Here is an 18,111-nt window from a genome sequence, read left to right as displayed (position 1 = left end):
AAAAGTTAAAGTGTTTCCACTATAATATTATCATTTGTGAACACACAAATGTCAGATGCAACTTTTAAACTTTCGTAAGCCATTTCTTTAGCAGATAATTGGCTTGCATGACGCTTCAATGCTCTTCCAGCACTTAAAGCATAGTTGCCTCCAGAGCCAATCGCAATTAAATCATCATCAGGTGCAATGACTTCTCCAGTTCCGCTGACTACTAATATTGCATCTTTATCCATTACAATTAACATAGCTTCCAATTGACGTAATTGTTTATCACCACGCCACTCTTGAGCTAGTTCAACAGCTGCACGTTCTAAATTACCACTAAATTGTTGTAATTTTGTTTCAAACTTCTCAAACAAAGTGAAGGCATCAGCTACACTACCAGCAAATCCAGCTAACACTTTTCCTTCATATAGTCTGCGGACCTTGCGCGCTGTTTGCTTCATGATAACTTGCTCACCTAGTGTAACTTGTCCATCACCAGCCATCGCTGCTTCACCGTTGTGTCTAACGGCATAAATAGTTGTTGCATGTAATGATGTTTTACTCATTTATTTACTCTCCTTTTTCGCTCGAGGATGTGCATTTAAATACACTTTACGTAATTGTTGGTTAGAAACATGTGTATATCTTCCAGTTGTCGAAAGATTAACATGTCCTAACAAAGATTGTACCGTTCTTAAATCCGCACCTTGATTAAGTAAATGTGTTGCAAACGTATGTCTTAATTTGTGGGGGTGAATTTCCGTAACCCCTGCTGTACGTTTAACAACATCATTTAAAACATACCTAACGCCTCTCTCTGTTATAGGGGCGCCATTCATGTTAACTAATAAAAATGAATGTTTGGTATGTTGTATAGGCTTAAATTCGCTTAAGTATTGTTCAATGCTTTGACGACAAAATTCTCCAAACGGAACAAACCGTTCCTTATTTCCCTTTCCTAGTACTTTCACACCAGGTAAAGACATATCAATATCTTTAAGTTGGATATTTACTAGTTCAGAAACGCGTATACCCGTTGCATATAATAATTCTAGAATAACGCGATCCCGTAATCCCTTTTTAGTATCTTTTGCTACAGTTTCGAATAATGCTTCCATCTCTTCTTCATAAAAAAACTGTGGCAAGTAGTTCTCCTTCTTAGGATGAACGAGTTGTACAAAAGGATTTATGATTGTCTCGTCTTGTGTCATCCAAAACTCATAGAAAGTTCTTAAAGTTGAAATCTTCCTTGATACAGTAGTACGTTTCAAATTCTGTGAATATAAATAGCTTAAATAATTTCTAGCATCTTTATATTCAAATGTTCTTAGATTTAGTAATTCTTGTTCTAAAAAATGATTAAATTGTACTAAATCATCATGATATGATTTTAACGTATGGGCGGAGAAATTTCTCTCAACTTTGAGCATATTTAAGAATGTAACTTGGATTTCTTCCACTTAAAAATCCCCTCCATCATATGCATTGTAGCATATAACATGAAGGGGACTAAAATAATTAGCTATAGAATTCAAAATCTTTTGAGAATTACTTAAAAGATTGAAATAACTTGAACGTGAGACTAAAACAATGAATTCGAAATCAATTCTATTCTAGTTCAATCACTAAACTTATAGTGTTTTCTTATAATTCTCTAAATATTCGAGAGCTCTGTTAGCTTGTGCTTCGTAACGCTCTTTTTTATCTTTAATACGTTTTTCAAGTGAGGGTAATAAACCAAAGTTAGCATTCATAGGTTGGAAATTCTTTTCATTTTTAGCGTGTGAGATGTAATAAGCCATACTTCCTATCATTGTCTCTCTAGGGAAAATAACTTCACCTTTATCAAGTAATTTGTGAGCTAGGTTAATCCCAGCAACAAGTCCACTTGCTGCACTTTCAACATAGCCTTCAACACCAGTCATTTGACCTGCGAATTGAATTCTATCTTCTTTAATCAACTCATATTTCTCATTTAATACATCTGGAGAATTTATAAATGTATTTCTATGCATCACACCATATCGTACGATATCAACATTTTCTAAACCAGGGATAAGTTGAATTACTTCTTTTTGTGCGCCCCATTTTAGATGAGTTTGGAAACCGACAATATTATATAGCGTTCCAGCTGCATCATCCTGTCGTAATTGAACGACAGCAAATGGACGTTTACCTGTTTTTGGATCATCAAGACCAACAGGTTTCATAGGACCAAATAATAGTGTTTTGCGTCCACGTTCAGCCATTACTTCAAAAGGCATGCATCCTTCGAAATATTTTTCTTTTTCAAATTCATTTGTTGGTGCAACTTCTGCTTCAAGTACTGCATCATAAAAGCGATTAAATTCTTCTTCTGTCATAGGACAATTAAGATAGGCTGCTTCACCTTTATCGTAACGTGATTTTAGATAAACTTTATCCATATCAATCGATTCTTTTTCAATAATTGGAGCAGCTGCATCATAAAAATAAAGTTGATCCTTACCAGTAATATCTACGATTTCTTTAGCTAAATTTTCTGTAGTTAATGGACCAGTAGCAATAATTGTGTATCCTTCCGGGATACTATTAATTTCTTCATTAATAACAGTAACATTAGGATGATTTCTTAAAGTTTCAGTAATATAACCAGAAAAATCATGTCGATCAACTGCTAATGCACCACCAGCAGGAACTCTTGCTTTGTCAGCAGCAGAGATAATTAATGAGTCTAATCTTCTCATTTCTTCTTTTAATACACCCACACCATTTGTTAATGCATTGCCTCGTAGTGAGTTAGAACATACTAATTCTGCAAATTTATCAGTATGGTGTGCTGGCGTTTGCTTAACTGGGCGCATTTCAATCAAATTCACTTTGATACCTCGTTGAGCTAATTGATAAGCGGCTTCTGAACCAGCTAGTCCAGCGCCAACTATATTTACAGTTTGACTCATGGTTTTCCTCCTTAATTTATTATCTATTTTTGAACTTCTTCTTTATAGTCACAGTTTGAGCAAATAACTTGTGAACTGCGTCCTTTCTTATGTTCCATTAAATAATGATTACATTTAGGACAATCACGACCAACAGGTTTGTCCCAAGAAATAAAGTCACATTCAGGATAGTTTGAACAACCATAGAAAAGTCTATTTTTCTTAGATTTTCTTTCAACGACATCTCCATCTTTGCATTTAGGGCATGTTACGCCAATAGTTTTCACGATTGCTTTCGTATTTCTACAGTCTGGGAAATTTGAGCACGCCATAAACTTACCATATCGTCCCATTTTAATAACCATAGGAGAGCCACAAACTTCACAATCTTCGCCAGCAGGTTCATCTTTAATTTCAACTTTTTCCATTTCTTCCTCAGCACGTTCAACGTCTAATTTGAAACTTCCGTAAAAGTTATCAATTACTTTTCTCCAGCCAATATCTCCTTCAGCAATCTTATCCAATAGCGTTTCCATATTAACAGTAAACTCTACATCAATTATTTCAGGGAAATAGTCTTTTACTTGTTCATATACAATTTCACCTAATTCAGTAGGTACAAATCGTTTACTTTCAAGTTTTACATAATTACGTTTTTGTATTGTGTCAATCGTAGGTGCATAGGTAGAAGGTCTACCAATTTTTAATTCCTCTAACGTTTTAACCAAACGTGCTTCTGTATAACGTGGAGGTGGCTGAGTGAAGTGTTGCGCTGGTTCAATTTGAGTTGCAGTCACTTCATCACCTTTACTCAAGTTAGGTAATTTATTTTCTTTTTCATTATCTTTATCATCTTTGGCTTCTACATAAAGCGTCATGAAACCTTTGAATTTGATTGTTTGACCATTAGCTCGGAATTTAATGTTGTTTTGGGTAACATCTAAAGCAACAGTGTCTAAAATTGCTGGTGCCATTTGACTTGCTACAAATCTTTCCCATATTAATTTATACAATCGATGCTGATCTCTAGTTAAGTATGCTTTCATTTCATCAGGTGTACGTAAAGTACTTGTTGGTCGAATTGCTTCGTGGGCATCTTGGTCACCCTGTTTACCCTTAGCAGTTCTATTAGAAAGATAATCTTTACCATACTTATCTTCAATATATTGTTTCGCTTCGTCTTTAGCGGTTTGTGATATACGTGTAGAGTCAGTTCTCATGTATGTGATTAATCCAACTGTACCTTGTCGTTTTAGATCAATACCTTCATATAATTGTTGCGCGAGCATCATAGTTTTACGCGCTTTGAAATTTAATTTACGAGCTGCCTCTTGTTGTAATGTTGAAGTGGTAAATGGATTAGCAGGATTTCTAGTTTTTTCTTTTTTATTAACATTTGTAATTTCAAATTTGTCTCCATCTAATTCAGCTGTAACTTTTTCAACATCTTTTTTTGTTTTTAATTTAAATGGTTTATTTTTATAATGAAGAAACTTAGCAGTAAATTTAGATTTCTTATATCTAAACTCACCTTCTATAGACCAATACTCTTCAGGCTTAAAGTTACGAATCTCATTCTCTCTATCTATTACTAATCTTAAAGCTACAGATTGAACTCGCCCTGCAGACAGCCCCTTTTTCACTTTCTTCCATAATACTGGTGAAATATTATATCCAACTAATCTATCTAATATACGGCGTGCTTGTTGTGCATCGACTAAATCCATTTCTATGCCACGAGGATGCTTAAAACTTTCTTTTACCGCATCTTTTGTAATTTCATTAAATACTACTCTGTTTTCTTTTGAATCATCAAGTTCTAAAATTTTTGATAAATGCCAAGCAATCGCTTCACCTTCACGGTCAGGGTCACTCGCAAGAAAGACATTTTTTGCTTTCTTAGCATATTTCTTTAAGTCTTTAACAACTGGACCTTTACCGCGTATCGTAATATATTTCGGTTCATAATTATCTTCTACATCGACACCCATTTGACTTCTTGGTAAATCTCTAACATGTCCCATAGAAGCTATAACTTTATATTTTTTACCTAAATATTTTTCAATGGTTTTCGCTTTTGCAGGCGACTCAACTATGACTAAATTATCTGCCAAAGTGAATTCCCCCTTGCTATTTCAATTACTAAAGATAAATGATAAACGGTCAATTTTGTTTTTGTCAATGTTTAAATTCTATTAACGTGCATTTTAAACGCTTTTTAATATTATTTTTAGCTATCAATTAGAATTAAATATAGATTTTTATTACTCTAGAATGAATCATTAATGATATCTATTTATAATCACATAGGATATCATCAGCTGAGGTTACAATCATCGCACCTTCTTGAGCTCGTTTCAAATTACCTTTAGTTAGTGGATTAAATATTGAACCTGGTAATACATATATATTTCTATTTTGGTCTAATGCGCAATCAATTGTAATTTGACTACCGCTTCTAACACTTGCTTCAGTTATTAAAACCCCTTGTGAAAGACCGCTTATCAAACGATTGCGTTGCGGAAAGTGATATCGCCTAACACTAGTGAATGGCGGATATTCACTAATAACTAAACCTTTTTCTTCTATTATGTTGCGTAATTTTTGCGTTTCTCTAGGGTAATGCATCATATGACCAAAACCTAAAACAGCTATAGTAGGTAATTGATACTCTATAGCAAAATGATGTGCAATGCTATCAGCACCTTTTGCCAAACCGGAAATAATAGTTAGTGGAATTTGTTTAAATTTAGGAAATAAGTATTGCATGGCTTTAGCTGAGTATTCTGTTGCATTTCTTGAGCCCACCACACCTAATGTATTGGAGGATGTTAATAAACGGGGGTCACCTTGGTAAAATAGGACAAACGGATAATCATAAATTTCTTTTAACAGTCGAGGATAATTAGTGTTAAACGGTGTTGTAAAACTTACTTTGTGATTCTGCAAAAGTGACAAAATATCTTTTTCATTTAAATTATTAAATTTATCAATAAAATCATCATTATGAAACATTCTGTCCCAATTTCTTATTGTATCTATTTGATCAGTATAAGAGAATTCAAAAAAATCAGGATTTAATTTTAATAAATGATGAATATGTTGGGTCGTATAACCTAACCAAATTAATTTCAAAAGTAATATGTTGTTGTTAGTCATGAAGTCGTCTCCTTTAAAAACATTATAAGACAACTATGTCGTATATCACATTTCAATTAAAAGACATTTGATGGATAAAATTTAATAACTTTTAATGAGTAATTTTAATATTGAATTATGTAAACAGTCTTCATGCTTATTTTACACAAAAATCTGAGACCTAAAAGTCCCAGATTACTTTAAATTTTGTTACCTTAGCACTAAATAAATCAATTCACTTAATTTTGATATAATTTATAGAGCAATTTATTTACTGGCTTAATAAAATTACCAACATATTCTTCTACAAACGCATTGAATCCTTTTTTAAATTGTTGGACACCATAATCTTCTGCATCCTCACCAAAGTCGCCAGTTATGCCGTAGAAATTATAACGCTCTATGCCTTTCTCTTTTGCGTAGCGTATCATATCCCATTGCAGACAATAGGCACCCATAAATTCATTGTATTTAGGATTAGAACCACTTGATAAATAGTACATTTCGTGATTGTTATAAATAAACAATGCAGCAGCTAAATCAAGTAATGTACCATCCGTAATGATTAATTGTTCAGTTTTTGCAATTTTTTTATTAAGGCTCTCTAGTTGTTGATTTAATTGCTGATATTTTGTTTTTGTCTTTTTTGAATTAGCATTCACTTTTAATGATTGTTTAATTTCAGTCACTTTCTCTTCTAATTCTATCGCTCGTTGCTTTAATAAATTTATATACTTATTTAAATCAATATAAGCTAACTTCATACATGCTTTATCACCATAAATTTCAAGCATTTGTTTGAAATAAGGTTCTTCTTGAAAATGAAAGCCATGTTTTTCTTCAGCCATGTGATACAGTCGATAAAATCTATTCGTTTCTTTAATTGATAAAGTTTTAATTTGCACACCCATTTCAATTGTCTTCATAATGTTACGTCTAGTTTGATAAGACATATCTTTTAATAATTGTTGTTCACTTTTATCTTTTAAATCTAATATAGAATGCCATCTTATTTGACTCATAGCTGAATAGCCAGTTGTAAAACCTTGATGCTGGTATCCTAATTTATTCATCACCTTAAACCACTGTTTATTGTTAAAGTGTTCTATAATTTCACCATCAGCACTTCTTATATTCTCCAAGACATAAGGGTCAACTAGTATGAAAACACCACTTCGCATACGTACATAATGCGTTAATTTTTTAAAGAAAAATTCAACTAACGCTAAATTAGTAAAATCCATCACCGGTCCTCGATGGGTATAAAAGTATTTAAACACCTTAAATATACGAGCATCAGTTAATAGACAGGCAGCAACTACGTTACCGTTTTCTTTGACACCGACAATATGAACCCCTAAATTTCGAGCTTTCCTATATTTATATAACTCTTCAATCTGAGTATAATGCGAAAAATTATTTCTCATAAAAATTTCAAATTCATTTAATTCTAAAGTTGTAAAAATCAAATCATTCATACTCCCTTTTCTCAAATTCATTTATGCCACTTTATTAGGTCTTATAAAAATCATATCGTAGTCATAATTATGTATTACTCGATGTGCTACTTCTTTTTTTTATAACCACCTAAATTCCAATTTTTGATCTAAACTTTGAAAATTCATGAGTTTACCATCATAATTACCATTCAACACTATTGCTATATGTCCAAATCCACCACCATATCTTCAACTAAAAACTACAACATCTCCAGGTTTAGCTTCAAAAGTAGGAGTGTTTTTGTATTCAATTTTCACATTTTCATATTGGTTTTTAGAACTTGTTTCATTTGTCATAACTATATTTTTATTAAAATCATCCTGTGAAGTTATTACTACTTTATCGTTAGATTTTATCTCACTTGCATATGCACTATAATTGTGATTAATAAAAAATAAAGAACCTACTACAATAGACACTATACCGATAGTTATTTTTCGAATAAAAAAATTTTATGATATGATGTTTTATTCTTGATGCTCACTCTTTTTATCAATACACCATTATTATATATCTTATTTGTAATAAATTAAATATATTTTATAAATCATTTATTTAATTAATCTTATACATATATTAACTTCGACTTTGACTTTAATAATTATTAATAACTTATAATAAATTAAACAAAAGACCTGATTTCCAATAATAGAAATCAGGTTTTGAACAATAAAATCAATTTAAATTTTAATGATGATTATTTAATTGTTAATAATTCTTCATAAATACCAGCTTCTTTAGCTGCTTCGATTAATGTAGTACCAATTTCTGAAGGTGTATCCGCAGTTTTAACACCACATTCATTTAATGTTTTAATTTTTTCATCTGCAGTACCTTTACCGCCAGAAATAATCGCACCAGCGTGACCCATACGTTTACCTGGAGGGGCTGTTTGACCTCCAATGAAGCCAATAACCGGTTTAGTCATATTAGCTTTAATCCATTCCGCCGCTTCTTCTTCAGCAGTACCACCGATTTCACCAATCATTACAACAGCTTTAGTATCTTCATCTTCATTAAACGCTTTAAGTACATCGATAAAGTTAGTACCGTTGACAGGGTCGCCACCAATACCTACAGCTGTAGTTTGACCAATGCCTTCTTCAGTTAATTGATGAACCGCTTCGTAAGTTAACGTACCAGAACGTGATACAACACCTACATGACCTTTTTTATGAATGTATCCTGGCATGATACCAATTTTACATTCATCAGCAGTAATAACACCTGGGCAGTTTGGTCCAACTAAACGTGTTTTTCTTCCTTCTAAGTAACGCTTAACTTTAACCATGTCAACAACAGGAATATGTTCAGTGATACAAATAACCATATCTAAATCTGCATCTGCTGCTTCCAAAATAGAATCTGCTGCAAATGGCGCCGGAACATAAACTACAGATACGTTAGCACCTGTTTCTTCTTTAGCTTCAGCAACAGTATTATATACAGGTACGCCTTCAACAACTTGTCCACCTTTACCTGGTGTTACCCCTGCAACAATTTGTGTACCATAATCAAGCATTTGTTTTGTATGGAAAAGGGCAGTAGACCCTGTAATACCTTGTACCATTACTTTAGTATTTTTATCTATAAATACACTCATCTTAGTGTTCCCATCCTTTCCTTACGCTTCTTTAACAAGCTTAACAATTTTTTGAGCGCCTTCAGCCATTGTAGCTGCTGGTTCAATTGCTAAACCTGATTCGTTTAAGATTTCTTTACCACGTTCTACATTTGTACCTTCTAAACGAACTACTAATGGTAAAGTTAATTCAACTTCTTTAACTGCTGCTACAATACCTTCAGCAATAACATCACATTTCATGATTCCACCGAAGATGTTTACAAAGATACCTTTAACATTGTCATCACCTAAGATGATTTTGAATGCTTCAGTAACTTTTTCTTTTGTAGCGCCGCCCCCTACGTCTAGGAAGTTAGCTGGATTTCCACCAAAATGATTAATAGTATCCATTGTAGCCATCGCTAAACCAGCACCATTAACCATACAACCAATATCTCCATCTAATGCAATGTAAGATAAGTCATATTTAGATGCTTCAATCTCTTTAGGATCTTCTTCTTCTAAATCACGTAATTCTTGGATATCTTTATGTCTGAATAATGCATTGTCATCGAAGTTGATTTTAGCATCTAAAGCTAAAACTTCACCTTCACCAGTAGTAACTAATGGGTTAATTTCAACGATAGAACAATCTTTTTCGATAAATACATTGTATAAAGAAATTAAGAATTTCGCTGCTTTATTAATAGATTCTTTTGGAATATTAATATTAAAAGCAATGCGACGCGCTTGATAAGGTGATAAACCTACAACTGGGTCGATTGTTTCTTTAAAGATTTTTTCTGGTGTTTTAGCAGCTACTTCTTCAATTTCTGTACCGCCTTCTTCTGAAGCCATTAAAGTAATACGATCAGTTGCACGGTCAATTACAAAACCTACATAATATTCTTTTTGAATATCGCAACCTTGTTCAATATACAAACGTTTAACTTCTTTACCTTCAGGTCCAGTTTGATGTGTAACTAATTGTTTACCTAATAATTCGTTGGCATAAGTTTCAACTTCAGATAATGATTTAGCAATCTTAACTCCACCTGCTTTACCTCTACCCCCAGCGTGGATTTGTGCTTTAACCACATAAACCTCTGTGTCTAATTCTTTAGCCTTTTCCACTGCTTCTTCAGCAGTAAATGCAACTCGTCCTTCTGGAACAGCTACGCCCATAGAACGAAATATTTCTTTACCTTGATACTCGTGGATATTCATCTTCCATCCTCCTACTTCTTAGGTTAAGTTCAGTTATAATTATAGAAAATGAAAGCGCTATTGTAAACTGAAAGTGTTCCACTTTTTGCAATTAATTTAAAATTCAAATAATTACGTCATAGATTTGATTGGTTCAAAGCTTTTACGATGATACGGTGTGATACCAAGTTTATTTAGGCCTTCTAAATGTGCTTTAGTTCCGTAACCCACATTTTTCTCAAATTCATATCCTGGATATTCATCTGCAATCTCTTTCATTAAAGCATCTCTGTACTCTTTTGCCATTATACTTGCTGCAGCAATAGACACACTCTTTGCGTCGCCTTTAATAATAGATGTTTGAGGAATTGTTGTATCTAAAGACATTGCATCTATTAACAAATGATCTGGACGATTTACTAATTGACTCAAAGCTCGATTCATTGCTACTTTAGTTGCATTATATATATTCAATTCATCGATCTCTTCTGGACTAGCTAAACCATAGGCATACTCCAATACCCCATCTTTAAGCTTTTTATTAAGTATTTGTCTTTTACTCGCTGTTACTTTTTTAGAATCATCAAGTCCTAAATAGCGATGCCCTTCATTTAAAATTACTGCACATGCAACAACAGGACCTGCTAGCGGACCACGTCCAACCTCGTCAATACCACAGATTAATGCTTGAGGATTGTTATTCAGCAACTCATTTTCAAATTTATTCATTGTATTGTAATGGTCTAAAATTTCTTGTTCTTTAAAAAGTTGTTTACGACGTCTTGTAATAGCTTGTTGTACCCCTTTACGAGCGTCTTGATTTAATTCATGTTGTTCTAAAACTTTAATTGAGTTAATTTCAGACAATATGTGCTTTGCTTCATTAATTGTTTGTGTCATTATCTAATTCACTCTTCATTTCTGAATATAAGTCAAAACAGTATGTTCCAATTTTGGCATTTCTAACGTCATTAATTATCAGTTCAATAACCGCTTCGTAGTCTACTTCATTGCCTCTTTGTAAAAGTCCACGTCGACGTCCAATTGCATCAAACCATTCTAATATTTCAGCATCTGCAGGTACATCAATCTTATAATGTTGCTTAAAACCTTCTATATCATGGTTAATTAAAAACTGTAAACCATAGATAGCAACTTCATCTAAATGTACAATACTATCTTTTATTGCGCCTGTTAAACTTAATTTTTTACCAACAATTTCATCTTCAAATTTAGGCCATAAAATTCCAGGTGTATCTAATAATTGTAGAGATTGCCCAACTTTAATCCACTGTTGTTGTTTGGTTACACCTGGTTTATTACCAGTTTGTGCAATATTTTTACGTGCTAATTTATTTATCAATGTTGATTTACCAACGTTAGGTATGCCAACAATCATTGCTCTAATTGCTCTAGGTTTAAGTCCTTTAGCTTTCTCACGTTCAAATTTTTCTTTTGTTGCTGCTATAGCTGCTGTTTCTACACCTTTTAAATTTTTGCCATGCTTAGCATCTACTGACACAGGATAATATCCTTTATCTATAAAGAAGCGTTCCCATTTCTGCATTTCATTTAAATTGGACATATCTTTTTTATTAAGAATAACTACGCGTGGTTTTTGTTTAATTACTTCATCAATCATTGGGTTACGAGAACTATATGGAATACGTGCATCAACTAATTCAAATACAACATCTACTTTTTTTAATTGTTCTGTTACCTCTCGTTTAGCTTTTGCCATATGTCCTGGATACCATTGAATTGCCATTAATTGTCACCTTACTTTCGATATATTTTAATTCAACCTGTTGATTATAATTGAATTTTTATTTGAGAGCCACTTTTTTTCTAAGTTCATCATTTATTTTATCATTCATTAAATAAAACGATAAAGTACAATAAGTTTATAATGTTAGAAAAGCATAATTACTTTTAATCGCACAACCTATCCCCTACAATTTAAATATACTGTTACAATTATAATCCTATCGCTTAGAGGTAAATTATGAAGAAAATATTAATATATATAGGTATATTCTTAACACTGTCTTTCATAGGACATAGCTATATAATTTTTCGCTTTATTCACGATGGCGTATTATTCACAGGACCCAACGATGGTATCGAACAGATGATACCTATTCAAATGTTTCTATTTGATAAATGGAGCGATGGCAATCTTTTTTATGCTACTGATTTTGGTCTAGGTGGAGATTTTTTTACGGATTTAAGCTATTATTTCTCAACCAACATACTATTTATTATTAATGTACTATGTATCATTCTTTTAAAAACAATTATTCATATAAATACTCAGGGATTACTATTTTGGATGGTAAATGCGCTAGTTATTTCCATTATTAAAGCTGCATTAGCGATGTATTGTACCTATCTCTATAGTAAATTTATTTCACGTAATACTTGGATTAGTATTATTATGGCATTTCTATTTGTTATGTCGCCGCTTTATTATCGCTTTACTGTTTATTGGCCATTCTTTAGTGATGTATTTATTTGGATGCCATTGTTACTATTTTCTATAGAACGCACACTTCAAAAACAAAAGTTTGGTCTATTTATTGTCACAATTACACTAATAATGATAAATAATTTCTACTTTGCATATTATCTTTGTCTTATAGGTGCAGCTTACATACTTCTTCGTATAATTTTTAGACACTCTAAAGATATTATTCCACGTGGCAAAGCTTTACTATTATTTTCTATCAGTACCATTTTAGGGTTAGGTAATAGTTTATTTATGTTCTTCCACGGTGTTCAAAGTTTTTTAAATAATCGTCGTGTCCCTTTTTCAGGAACAGTAAATACCTTCGAAAAGCTAGATATTAACACAAATATCTTCTTTGATAATTATTTAATCGTATTGCTATTTCTAACTATTCAAGCATTATTATGTATTAAACTTTATAAACACTTTTATTATCGCTTATTCGCAATTTTAACTTTCGCATTTATTCTATTAAGCTTTGTACCATTTATCGATCAATTGTTTAATGGATTTTCTGCACCACAAAAACGTTGGCATTTTATATTGTCTTTTAATTCAGCAATATTAATAGGTCTATTTCTAAAATATTTTAGAACACTAAAAATCAAATCATATTTAATTAGTAATATTATTGCTGAAATTGTCATTTTCGCTAGTGCTATTACCTATCATAAATTTGTAGCTTGGCTTGTACTTGTACCAATCGTTTCTTTAATAGGGTTACTTATTTTAATTTTAAAAGATAGACGTTATCGCATTAATCTAAGCTATATATTCGGCATTTCTATAATCTTACTTAATTTAATGGTTTCTTTCGTCTTTATTAAAAATCAAATTTATTTTAAAGATCATCAAGAACGAGCTAATACATTTTATATTAATTCAAGTTTATATAGTTCAGACTTACAGCGTTCATTAGTTAATATAATGAAGAATAGTAAACGAGAAGATGAACGTATCGATTGGCGAGTGAATGAGCAAGATAACACACCTATGTACCAACACTTTAAGGGACTAAGTTTATATTCAAGTATCTTCCATCATAATATTCTCGATTACTATTATGATGCACTAAAAATTAATCTTGCCGAGGAGTCACTAAGTCGATATCAATCAATAAATGGTCGACAAAATATAGCGAGTCTTTTCTCAGTACGTTATATGATGCTTAAAGATTATCAGGGAAATTTACCCGCCTATTTTAAAAAGGTTAAAACAAGTGGACAATATTCTATCTATGAAAATACACTTAACTTGCCGAGTGTTAAAGTTACGAAAAATGTTTATAATAGTAAATCTTTAAAAACACCTATAGATCGTGAGCATGCGATGTTAAATGGTGTGATCATGAATAATGAAGGAAAATCTTTCAAACAACCAACATCTAATTTACTATCAAATGTTGATATGCAACAACAAAATATTAAGCGAATTGGAAAAAATCGCTATAAAGTCATTGGTGGCAAAGGTGGTACTATAAAATTACATCTTCCAAAACAAATACGTGATAAATATGATGATTTTTATTTAACGATGAAGATTAAGAGAGGTAATCCAGATAGTAATTACACAGTCGCTATTAATAATTACGCTAATCATCGATTGTTTAATAATTCTACTTATCGAACAGGTGTAGACACTCAACTTTATCGCACTCAACCAGATAAAAATGGTGATATCACTATTACCCTTTCGCCTGATGGTGAATTTTATGTCGATTTACAACAATTAAATGGCGAAAATTATGATACGCTTAAAAAGGCGCATGATAATGCTAATTTTGATACAAGTTATCATGATATTAAAAATGGTATACAAGTCCAACTCAGTCACCATGAGAGTGGTATAGCTTCAATAAACATTCCTTATCGAAAAGGAATGCGTGCGTATGTTGATGGTCAACCTGCAAAAATCCAAAAAGTAAATTATATGATGACCGGTGTTCCAGTCGACAAAAATGCAAAACAAATTGTCATTAAATATCAACCTCCTTACTGGAATACTATGATATTCATTTCATTAATGAGTATGATTCTTAGTGCTGTTTTTGTAAAAATTTTTAATTCAAAAAAACGAAAGATGAGGAAGTAAATTGATTAAAAAAATATGGTCAAAACCCTTATGGACGTTTGGTTTCATTTTCATCATAGCTAATATCGTAACACTAACCATTTATTATCCATTTATCCGAGATTACATAAAAGATGGCGTGGTATTTAGTGGCTCTGGTGATGGTTTTAGACAAATGATGCCGTTCCAATTATATTTATATGAACACTTCACACAATTAAAAGGATTTTATGATCATTCATTTGGACTAGGCGGAGATTATGTTAAAGGTTTAGCCTATTATTATTCCCTTTCACCAATCATGTGGGTCAATTTTATTATTGTATGGATCGGTGAGCATATATTCCATTGGCAACCGCAAAACATTCGCTTTTGGCCAACAAATCAATTAATTGTTGCATATGTACGATCAATAATTACTTTTATTTGTGCATTTTATTATTTTAGATACTTAAAGTTAAGTTCTACACCTCTGTTGATAGCAACAATTTTATATGGGGCATCGACAGTAGTGTTATATTACAATTTTACTTGGTCATTTTATGGAGATTTATTAATTATATTGCCATTATCATTATGGGGAATGGAACGTTTCTTTCAACGTAGAAAGATAGGTTTGTTCATCTTTGCAGTGGCAATCACACTATTTTCAAATTTTTACTTTACTTATTATCAAGCCATTGTGTTAGGTATTTATTTTATATTACGTGTCGTATTCCAATATCGCCATGACATCGTATCTCGTTGGCAAAAATGTTATTTACTAATTATAGGGGCTATGTTTGCGCTCCTATCAAGCATATTAGGTTTTTACACTGGTGTATCATCTTTCCTAAATAATGATCGCCAACAAAATTCTGATTTCAACATCTCACTATTTACTGATTTAACTAAAAATAATTATTATATATTTTCAAATGGCTTTTATGTAACAATATCACTTATTGCATTGGCAGCTTTATTAACGCCAAAGTTATATAAACACTATTACTATAAACTTTTCGCTATTATAACGTGGTTCTTACTTATTGGTTCATTATCACAGTACTTTGACAGTGCTTTTAATGGATTCTCATTACCACAACGACGTTGGGTTTACTTCTTAGTGTTATCTACAAGTGGACTGATTGCTATATATATTCATCACTTATCAGAGTTGACTATGAAACAGTTTCTATTTGCAGCTGTGCCCGTATTTATTGCTGGTTTGTGTAGATATATCATAGCTGACAACTTTGTGGATTGGATGGTAATTGCTTTAATTATCATCGTTGTGCTAGGAATATTTATCTATCGCAAATCTTTACTGAAACAACCAATTATTATGTTATCGTTGATAGTGCTATTTTTCGGTCAACAAATTATAATGACACATGATTCAAGACAAAGAACGATAGACCCATATTCAACGACAATCAATACATTGAGCGATCCTTCATACTATAATGATACTATTGCTAAAAAAATGGATTCTATCAAAGAACATCATGATGATCCATTTCATCGTATTGATTATATGTCGGCATATGCATTAAATTCTCCTTTTCTTTATCACTACAATGGTATTTCGCTATACTCAAGCATTTTTGATGGAGGAATTTTGAAATATTATGATAAATTAATGCAAATTAATATGCCCGTTGATAAAAATAGTACGTATCGCTTCTTAGGAAATCGTGCAAACTTAACTGCTTTATGGAATGTTCAAGATCGACTACGTCATCCTGAAGATAAAAATATGACTTACGGTTTTGAAAAGAAAGATACGATATTGAAAGGTAAAAATACGCTTATTCATTCTAAAAACATGATTGACTATCCATCTGCTCATGTAACTAATCATATATATAATAGTGATGATTTAAAGTCACCTTTAGATCGTGAACAAGCTATGTTAAAAGGGATCGTATTAAACGACAATTCAGAAAAAGCAAATACTTCATTTAAACCTAATAAAAATCTTTTAAACGAGTCAAAAATGTTTACAAAAGATGCGACTTGGAAAAATCAAAATCATCTTAAAGTACACAAAGATAATGGTGGAGTTACATTAAAATTACCTGAATCTATCGCTAATCAGTATAAAGATATGTACGTAGAAATGGATGTTGAACTACTTTCGCCTGACAAAGCGCATTCAGTAGGTGTTAATGAATATTCGCAAAATCGAAATGAACTGAGCTACAAATATCGTCGCTTAGTTACACCAGTTACAATGCGTGTTAAAGCGTCTGATAAGCTAAATATTCATCTATCTAAAGGGAATTATCGTTTATCTGTGAAAGGTATTTATGGTGAGGATTACAGCACACTTAAAAAAGCTTCAAAAGAATTAACACCTGTGAAAGTTAAAGATATGAGAAATGGTTATGTCGTCAAGAAACCAAAGAACGCAACAGGCTATGTCATTTTACCAACTGTATATGCAAATGGTATGCATGCGAAAGTCGATGGGAAAGAAGTACCTGTTCACCAAGCTAATGGTATCATGACAGCAATACCAGTTAATAAAGGAGATAAAGTGATTAAACTCACATACACCCCTCCTCACTTCTATCTACTTGCTATTATGAGTTTCATTGGTATTATCGGTAGTATATTATTTAGTTTATGGGTTAAGAAAAAACGCTAAATTAAGATAATTAATAACTTAAACTTTTATTGTTTAAAATGTGAATAAAAATAATAAAGCTTCCAATCTCAACTTGAAAGAAGAAGATTGGAAGCTTTATTTGTAAGACAAACGTTGTATCTAACCTCTGTCTTATTATTATACTCAGTTTGCTGATTAACGAATTTCTTGGATTCTAGCAGCTTTACCACGTAAACTACGTAAGTAGTATAATTTAGCACGACGTACTTTACCACGACGTTTAAGTTCGATTTTTTCGATTTTTGGAGTGTGTAATGGGAATGTACGTTCCACACCTACACCTGAAGAAATTTTACGAACTGTGAAAGTTTCAGAAATTCCTCCACCACGACGTTTGATTACAACACCTTCGAATACTTGGATACGTTCACGTGAACCCTCTACGATACGTACGTGTACACGTAAAGTATCACCAGTACGGAATGCTGGTAAGTCTGTGCGTAATTGTGATTTTGTAACTGCTTCGATTAACTTATGATTACTCATTGATATACTCTCCTTCAACCTATGTTCTTGCCTAGACATTCATATAGCAGCGGATCATAGTGATAATTAGTGTCTTTTCACA

At 32.2% G+C, this 18,111-nt stretch carries 13 protein-coding genes and 2 pseudogenes; 2 read left to right on the top strand and 13 right to left on the bottom strand.

What is annotated here, in order from left to right; all coding sequences use genetic code 11:
- Nucleotides 1–5: 5 nt before the first annotated feature.
- The 12 genes and pseudogenes from hslV to ylqF all read right to left on the bottom strand — a co-directional run bounded on the left by hslV (nt 6) and on the right by ylqF (nt 12,079).
- A complete protein-coding gene (hslV, locus tag F1592_RS09540; RefSeq protein ID WP_011275947.1) occupies nt 6–551 on the bottom strand; it encodes an ATP-dependent protease subunit HslV in 546 nt (181 codons plus the stop codon).
- Nucleotides 552–1,415, bottom strand: coding sequence for a tyrosine recombinase XerC (xerC, locus tag F1592_RS09535; protein WP_276311470.1), 864 nt, complete (start codon nt 1,413–1,415; stop codon nt 552–554).
- Between the two features lie 201 nt (nt 1,416–1,616).
- Complete coding sequence (gene trmFO / locus F1592_RS09530; RefSeq protein WP_053017084.1) at nt 1,617–2,924, bottom strand: FADH(2)-oxidizing methylenetetrahydrofolate--tRNA-(uracil(54)-C(5))-methyltransferase TrmFO; 1,308 nt, start codon at nt 2,922–2,924, stop codon at nt 1,617–1,619.
- Between the two features lie 23 nt (nt 2,925–2,947).
- Nucleotides 2,948–5,017, bottom strand: a complete 2,070-nt coding sequence (gene topA / locus F1592_RS09525; protein ID WP_037537327.1) for a type I DNA topoisomerase — start codon at nt 5,015–5,017, stop codon at nt 2,948–2,950.
- Between the two features lie 178 nt (nt 5,018–5,195).
- Entirely contained in the window at nt 5,196–6,062 is an 867-nt protein-coding gene (gene dprA / locus F1592_RS09520) for a DNA-processing protein DprA (protein WP_053017082.1), read from the bottom strand.
- A gap of 218 nt (nt 6,063–6,280) precedes the next feature.
- Entirely contained in the window at nt 6,281–7,510 is a 1,230-nt protein-coding gene (locus F1592_RS09515; protein ID WP_053017118.1) for an aminoacyltransferase, read from the bottom strand.
- Between the two features lie 30 nt (nt 7,511–7,540).
- Nucleotides 7,541–7,786: pseudogene (locus F1592_RS13805) on the bottom strand (cell wall hydrolase); the annotation flags it as partial.
- A gap of 132 nt (nt 7,787–7,918) precedes the next feature.
- A pseudogene (locus F1592_RS14045) lies at nt 7,919–7,984 on the bottom strand (YSIRK-type signal peptide-containing protein); the annotation flags it as partial.
- Between the two features lie 254 nt (nt 7,985–8,238).
- Nucleotides 8,239–9,144 (bottom strand): succinate--CoA ligase subunit alpha, encoded by a 906-nt coding sequence (gene sucD, locus F1592_RS09505; protein WP_011275953.1) that lies wholly within the window; start codon nt 9,142–9,144, stop codon nt 8,239–8,241.
- Nucleotides 9,145–9,165: 21 nt separating this feature from the next.
- Nucleotides 9,166–10,332 (bottom strand): ADP-forming succinate--CoA ligase subunit beta, encoded by a 1,167-nt coding sequence (sucC, locus tag F1592_RS09500; protein WP_053017080.1) that lies wholly within the window; start codon nt 10,330–10,332, stop codon nt 9,166–9,168.
- A 111-nt stretch (nt 10,333–10,443) separates the two neighbouring features.
- Nucleotides 10,444–11,211, bottom strand: coding sequence for a ribonuclease HII (locus tag F1592_RS09495; protein ID WP_053017079.1), 768 nt, complete (start codon nt 11,209–11,211; stop codon nt 10,444–10,446).
- Nucleotides 11,195–12,079, bottom strand: coding sequence for a ribosome biogenesis GTPase YlqF (gene ylqF, locus F1592_RS09490; RefSeq protein WP_053018898.1), 885 nt, complete (start codon nt 12,077–12,079; stop codon nt 11,195–11,197). Before ylqF ends, F1592_RS09495 begins: the two co-directional genes overlap by 17 nt.
- 237 nt (nt 12,080–12,316) lie before the next feature.
- Here ylqF and F1592_RS09485 point away from each other — a divergent pair, with 237 nt between their 5' ends.
- Together F1592_RS09485 and F1592_RS09480 are read left to right on the top strand one after the other, a co-directional pair.
- Complete coding sequence (locus F1592_RS09485; protein WP_149809545.1) at nt 12,317–14,911, top strand: YfhO family protein; 2,595 nt, start codon at nt 12,317–12,319, stop codon at nt 14,909–14,911.
- A gap of 1 nt (nt 14,912) precedes the next feature.
- Complete coding sequence (locus F1592_RS09480; protein WP_053017076.1) at nt 14,913–17,522, top strand: YfhO family protein; 2,610 nt, start codon at nt 14,913–14,915, stop codon at nt 17,520–17,522.
- A 156-nt stretch (nt 17,523–17,678) separates the two neighbouring features.
- Here the strand turns inward: F1592_RS09480 and rplS are convergent, their stop codons facing one another.
- Complete coding sequence (rplS, locus tag F1592_RS09475) at nt 17,679–18,029, bottom strand: 50S ribosomal protein L19 (protein WP_037537864.1); 351 nt, start codon at nt 18,027–18,029, stop codon at nt 17,679–17,681.
- Nucleotides 18,030–18,111: the final 82 nt, after the last annotated feature.

Origin of the sequence: Staphylococcus sp. GDX7P312P (assembly GCF_008385775.1) — a bacterium.
Lineage (GTDB): Bacteria > Bacillota > Bacilli > Staphylococcales > Staphylococcaceae > Staphylococcus > Staphylococcus haemolyticus.
Note: the sequence above shows the minus strand (reverse complement) of the source record. Positions and strands in the feature narration are given on the sequence as shown.

Bases quoted from the DNA above. Each gene is read 5' to 3' on its own strand.
- F1592_RS09485 (WP_149809545.1), top strand. From the start codon at position 12,317: ATGAAGAAAATATTAATATATATAGGTATATTCTTAACACTGTCTTTC.
- xerC (WP_276311470.1), bottom strand. From the start codon at position 1,415: ATGCTCAAAGTTGAGAGAAATTTCTCCGCCCATACGTTAAAATCATAT.
- rplS (WP_037537864.1), bottom strand. From the start codon at position 18,029: ATGAGTAATCATAAGTTAATCGAAGCAGTTACAAAATCACAATTACGC.
- dprA (WP_053017082.1), bottom strand. From the start codon at position 6,062: ATGACTAACAACAACATATTACTTTTGAAATTAATTTGGTTAGGTTAT.
- trmFO (WP_053017084.1), bottom strand. From the start codon at position 2,924: ATGAGTCAAACTGTAAATATAGTTGGCGCTGGACTAGCTGGTTCAGAA.
- F1592_RS09495 (WP_053017079.1), bottom strand. From the start codon at position 11,211: ATGACACAAACAATTAATGAAGCAAAGCACATATTGTCTGAAATTAAC.
- hslV (WP_011275947.1), bottom strand. From the start codon at position 551: ATGAGTAAAACATCATTACATGCAACAACTATTTATGCCGTTAGACAC.
- ylqF (WP_053018898.1), bottom strand. From the start codon at position 12,079: ATGGCAATTCAATGGTATCCAGGACATATGGCAAAAGCTAAACGAGAG.
- sucD (WP_011275953.1), bottom strand. From the start codon at position 9,144: ATGAGTGTATTTATAGATAAAAATACTAAAGTAATGGTACAAGGTATT.
- sucC (WP_053017080.1), bottom strand. From the start codon at position 10,332: ATGAATATCCACGAGTATCAAGGTAAAGAAATATTTCGTTCTATGGGC.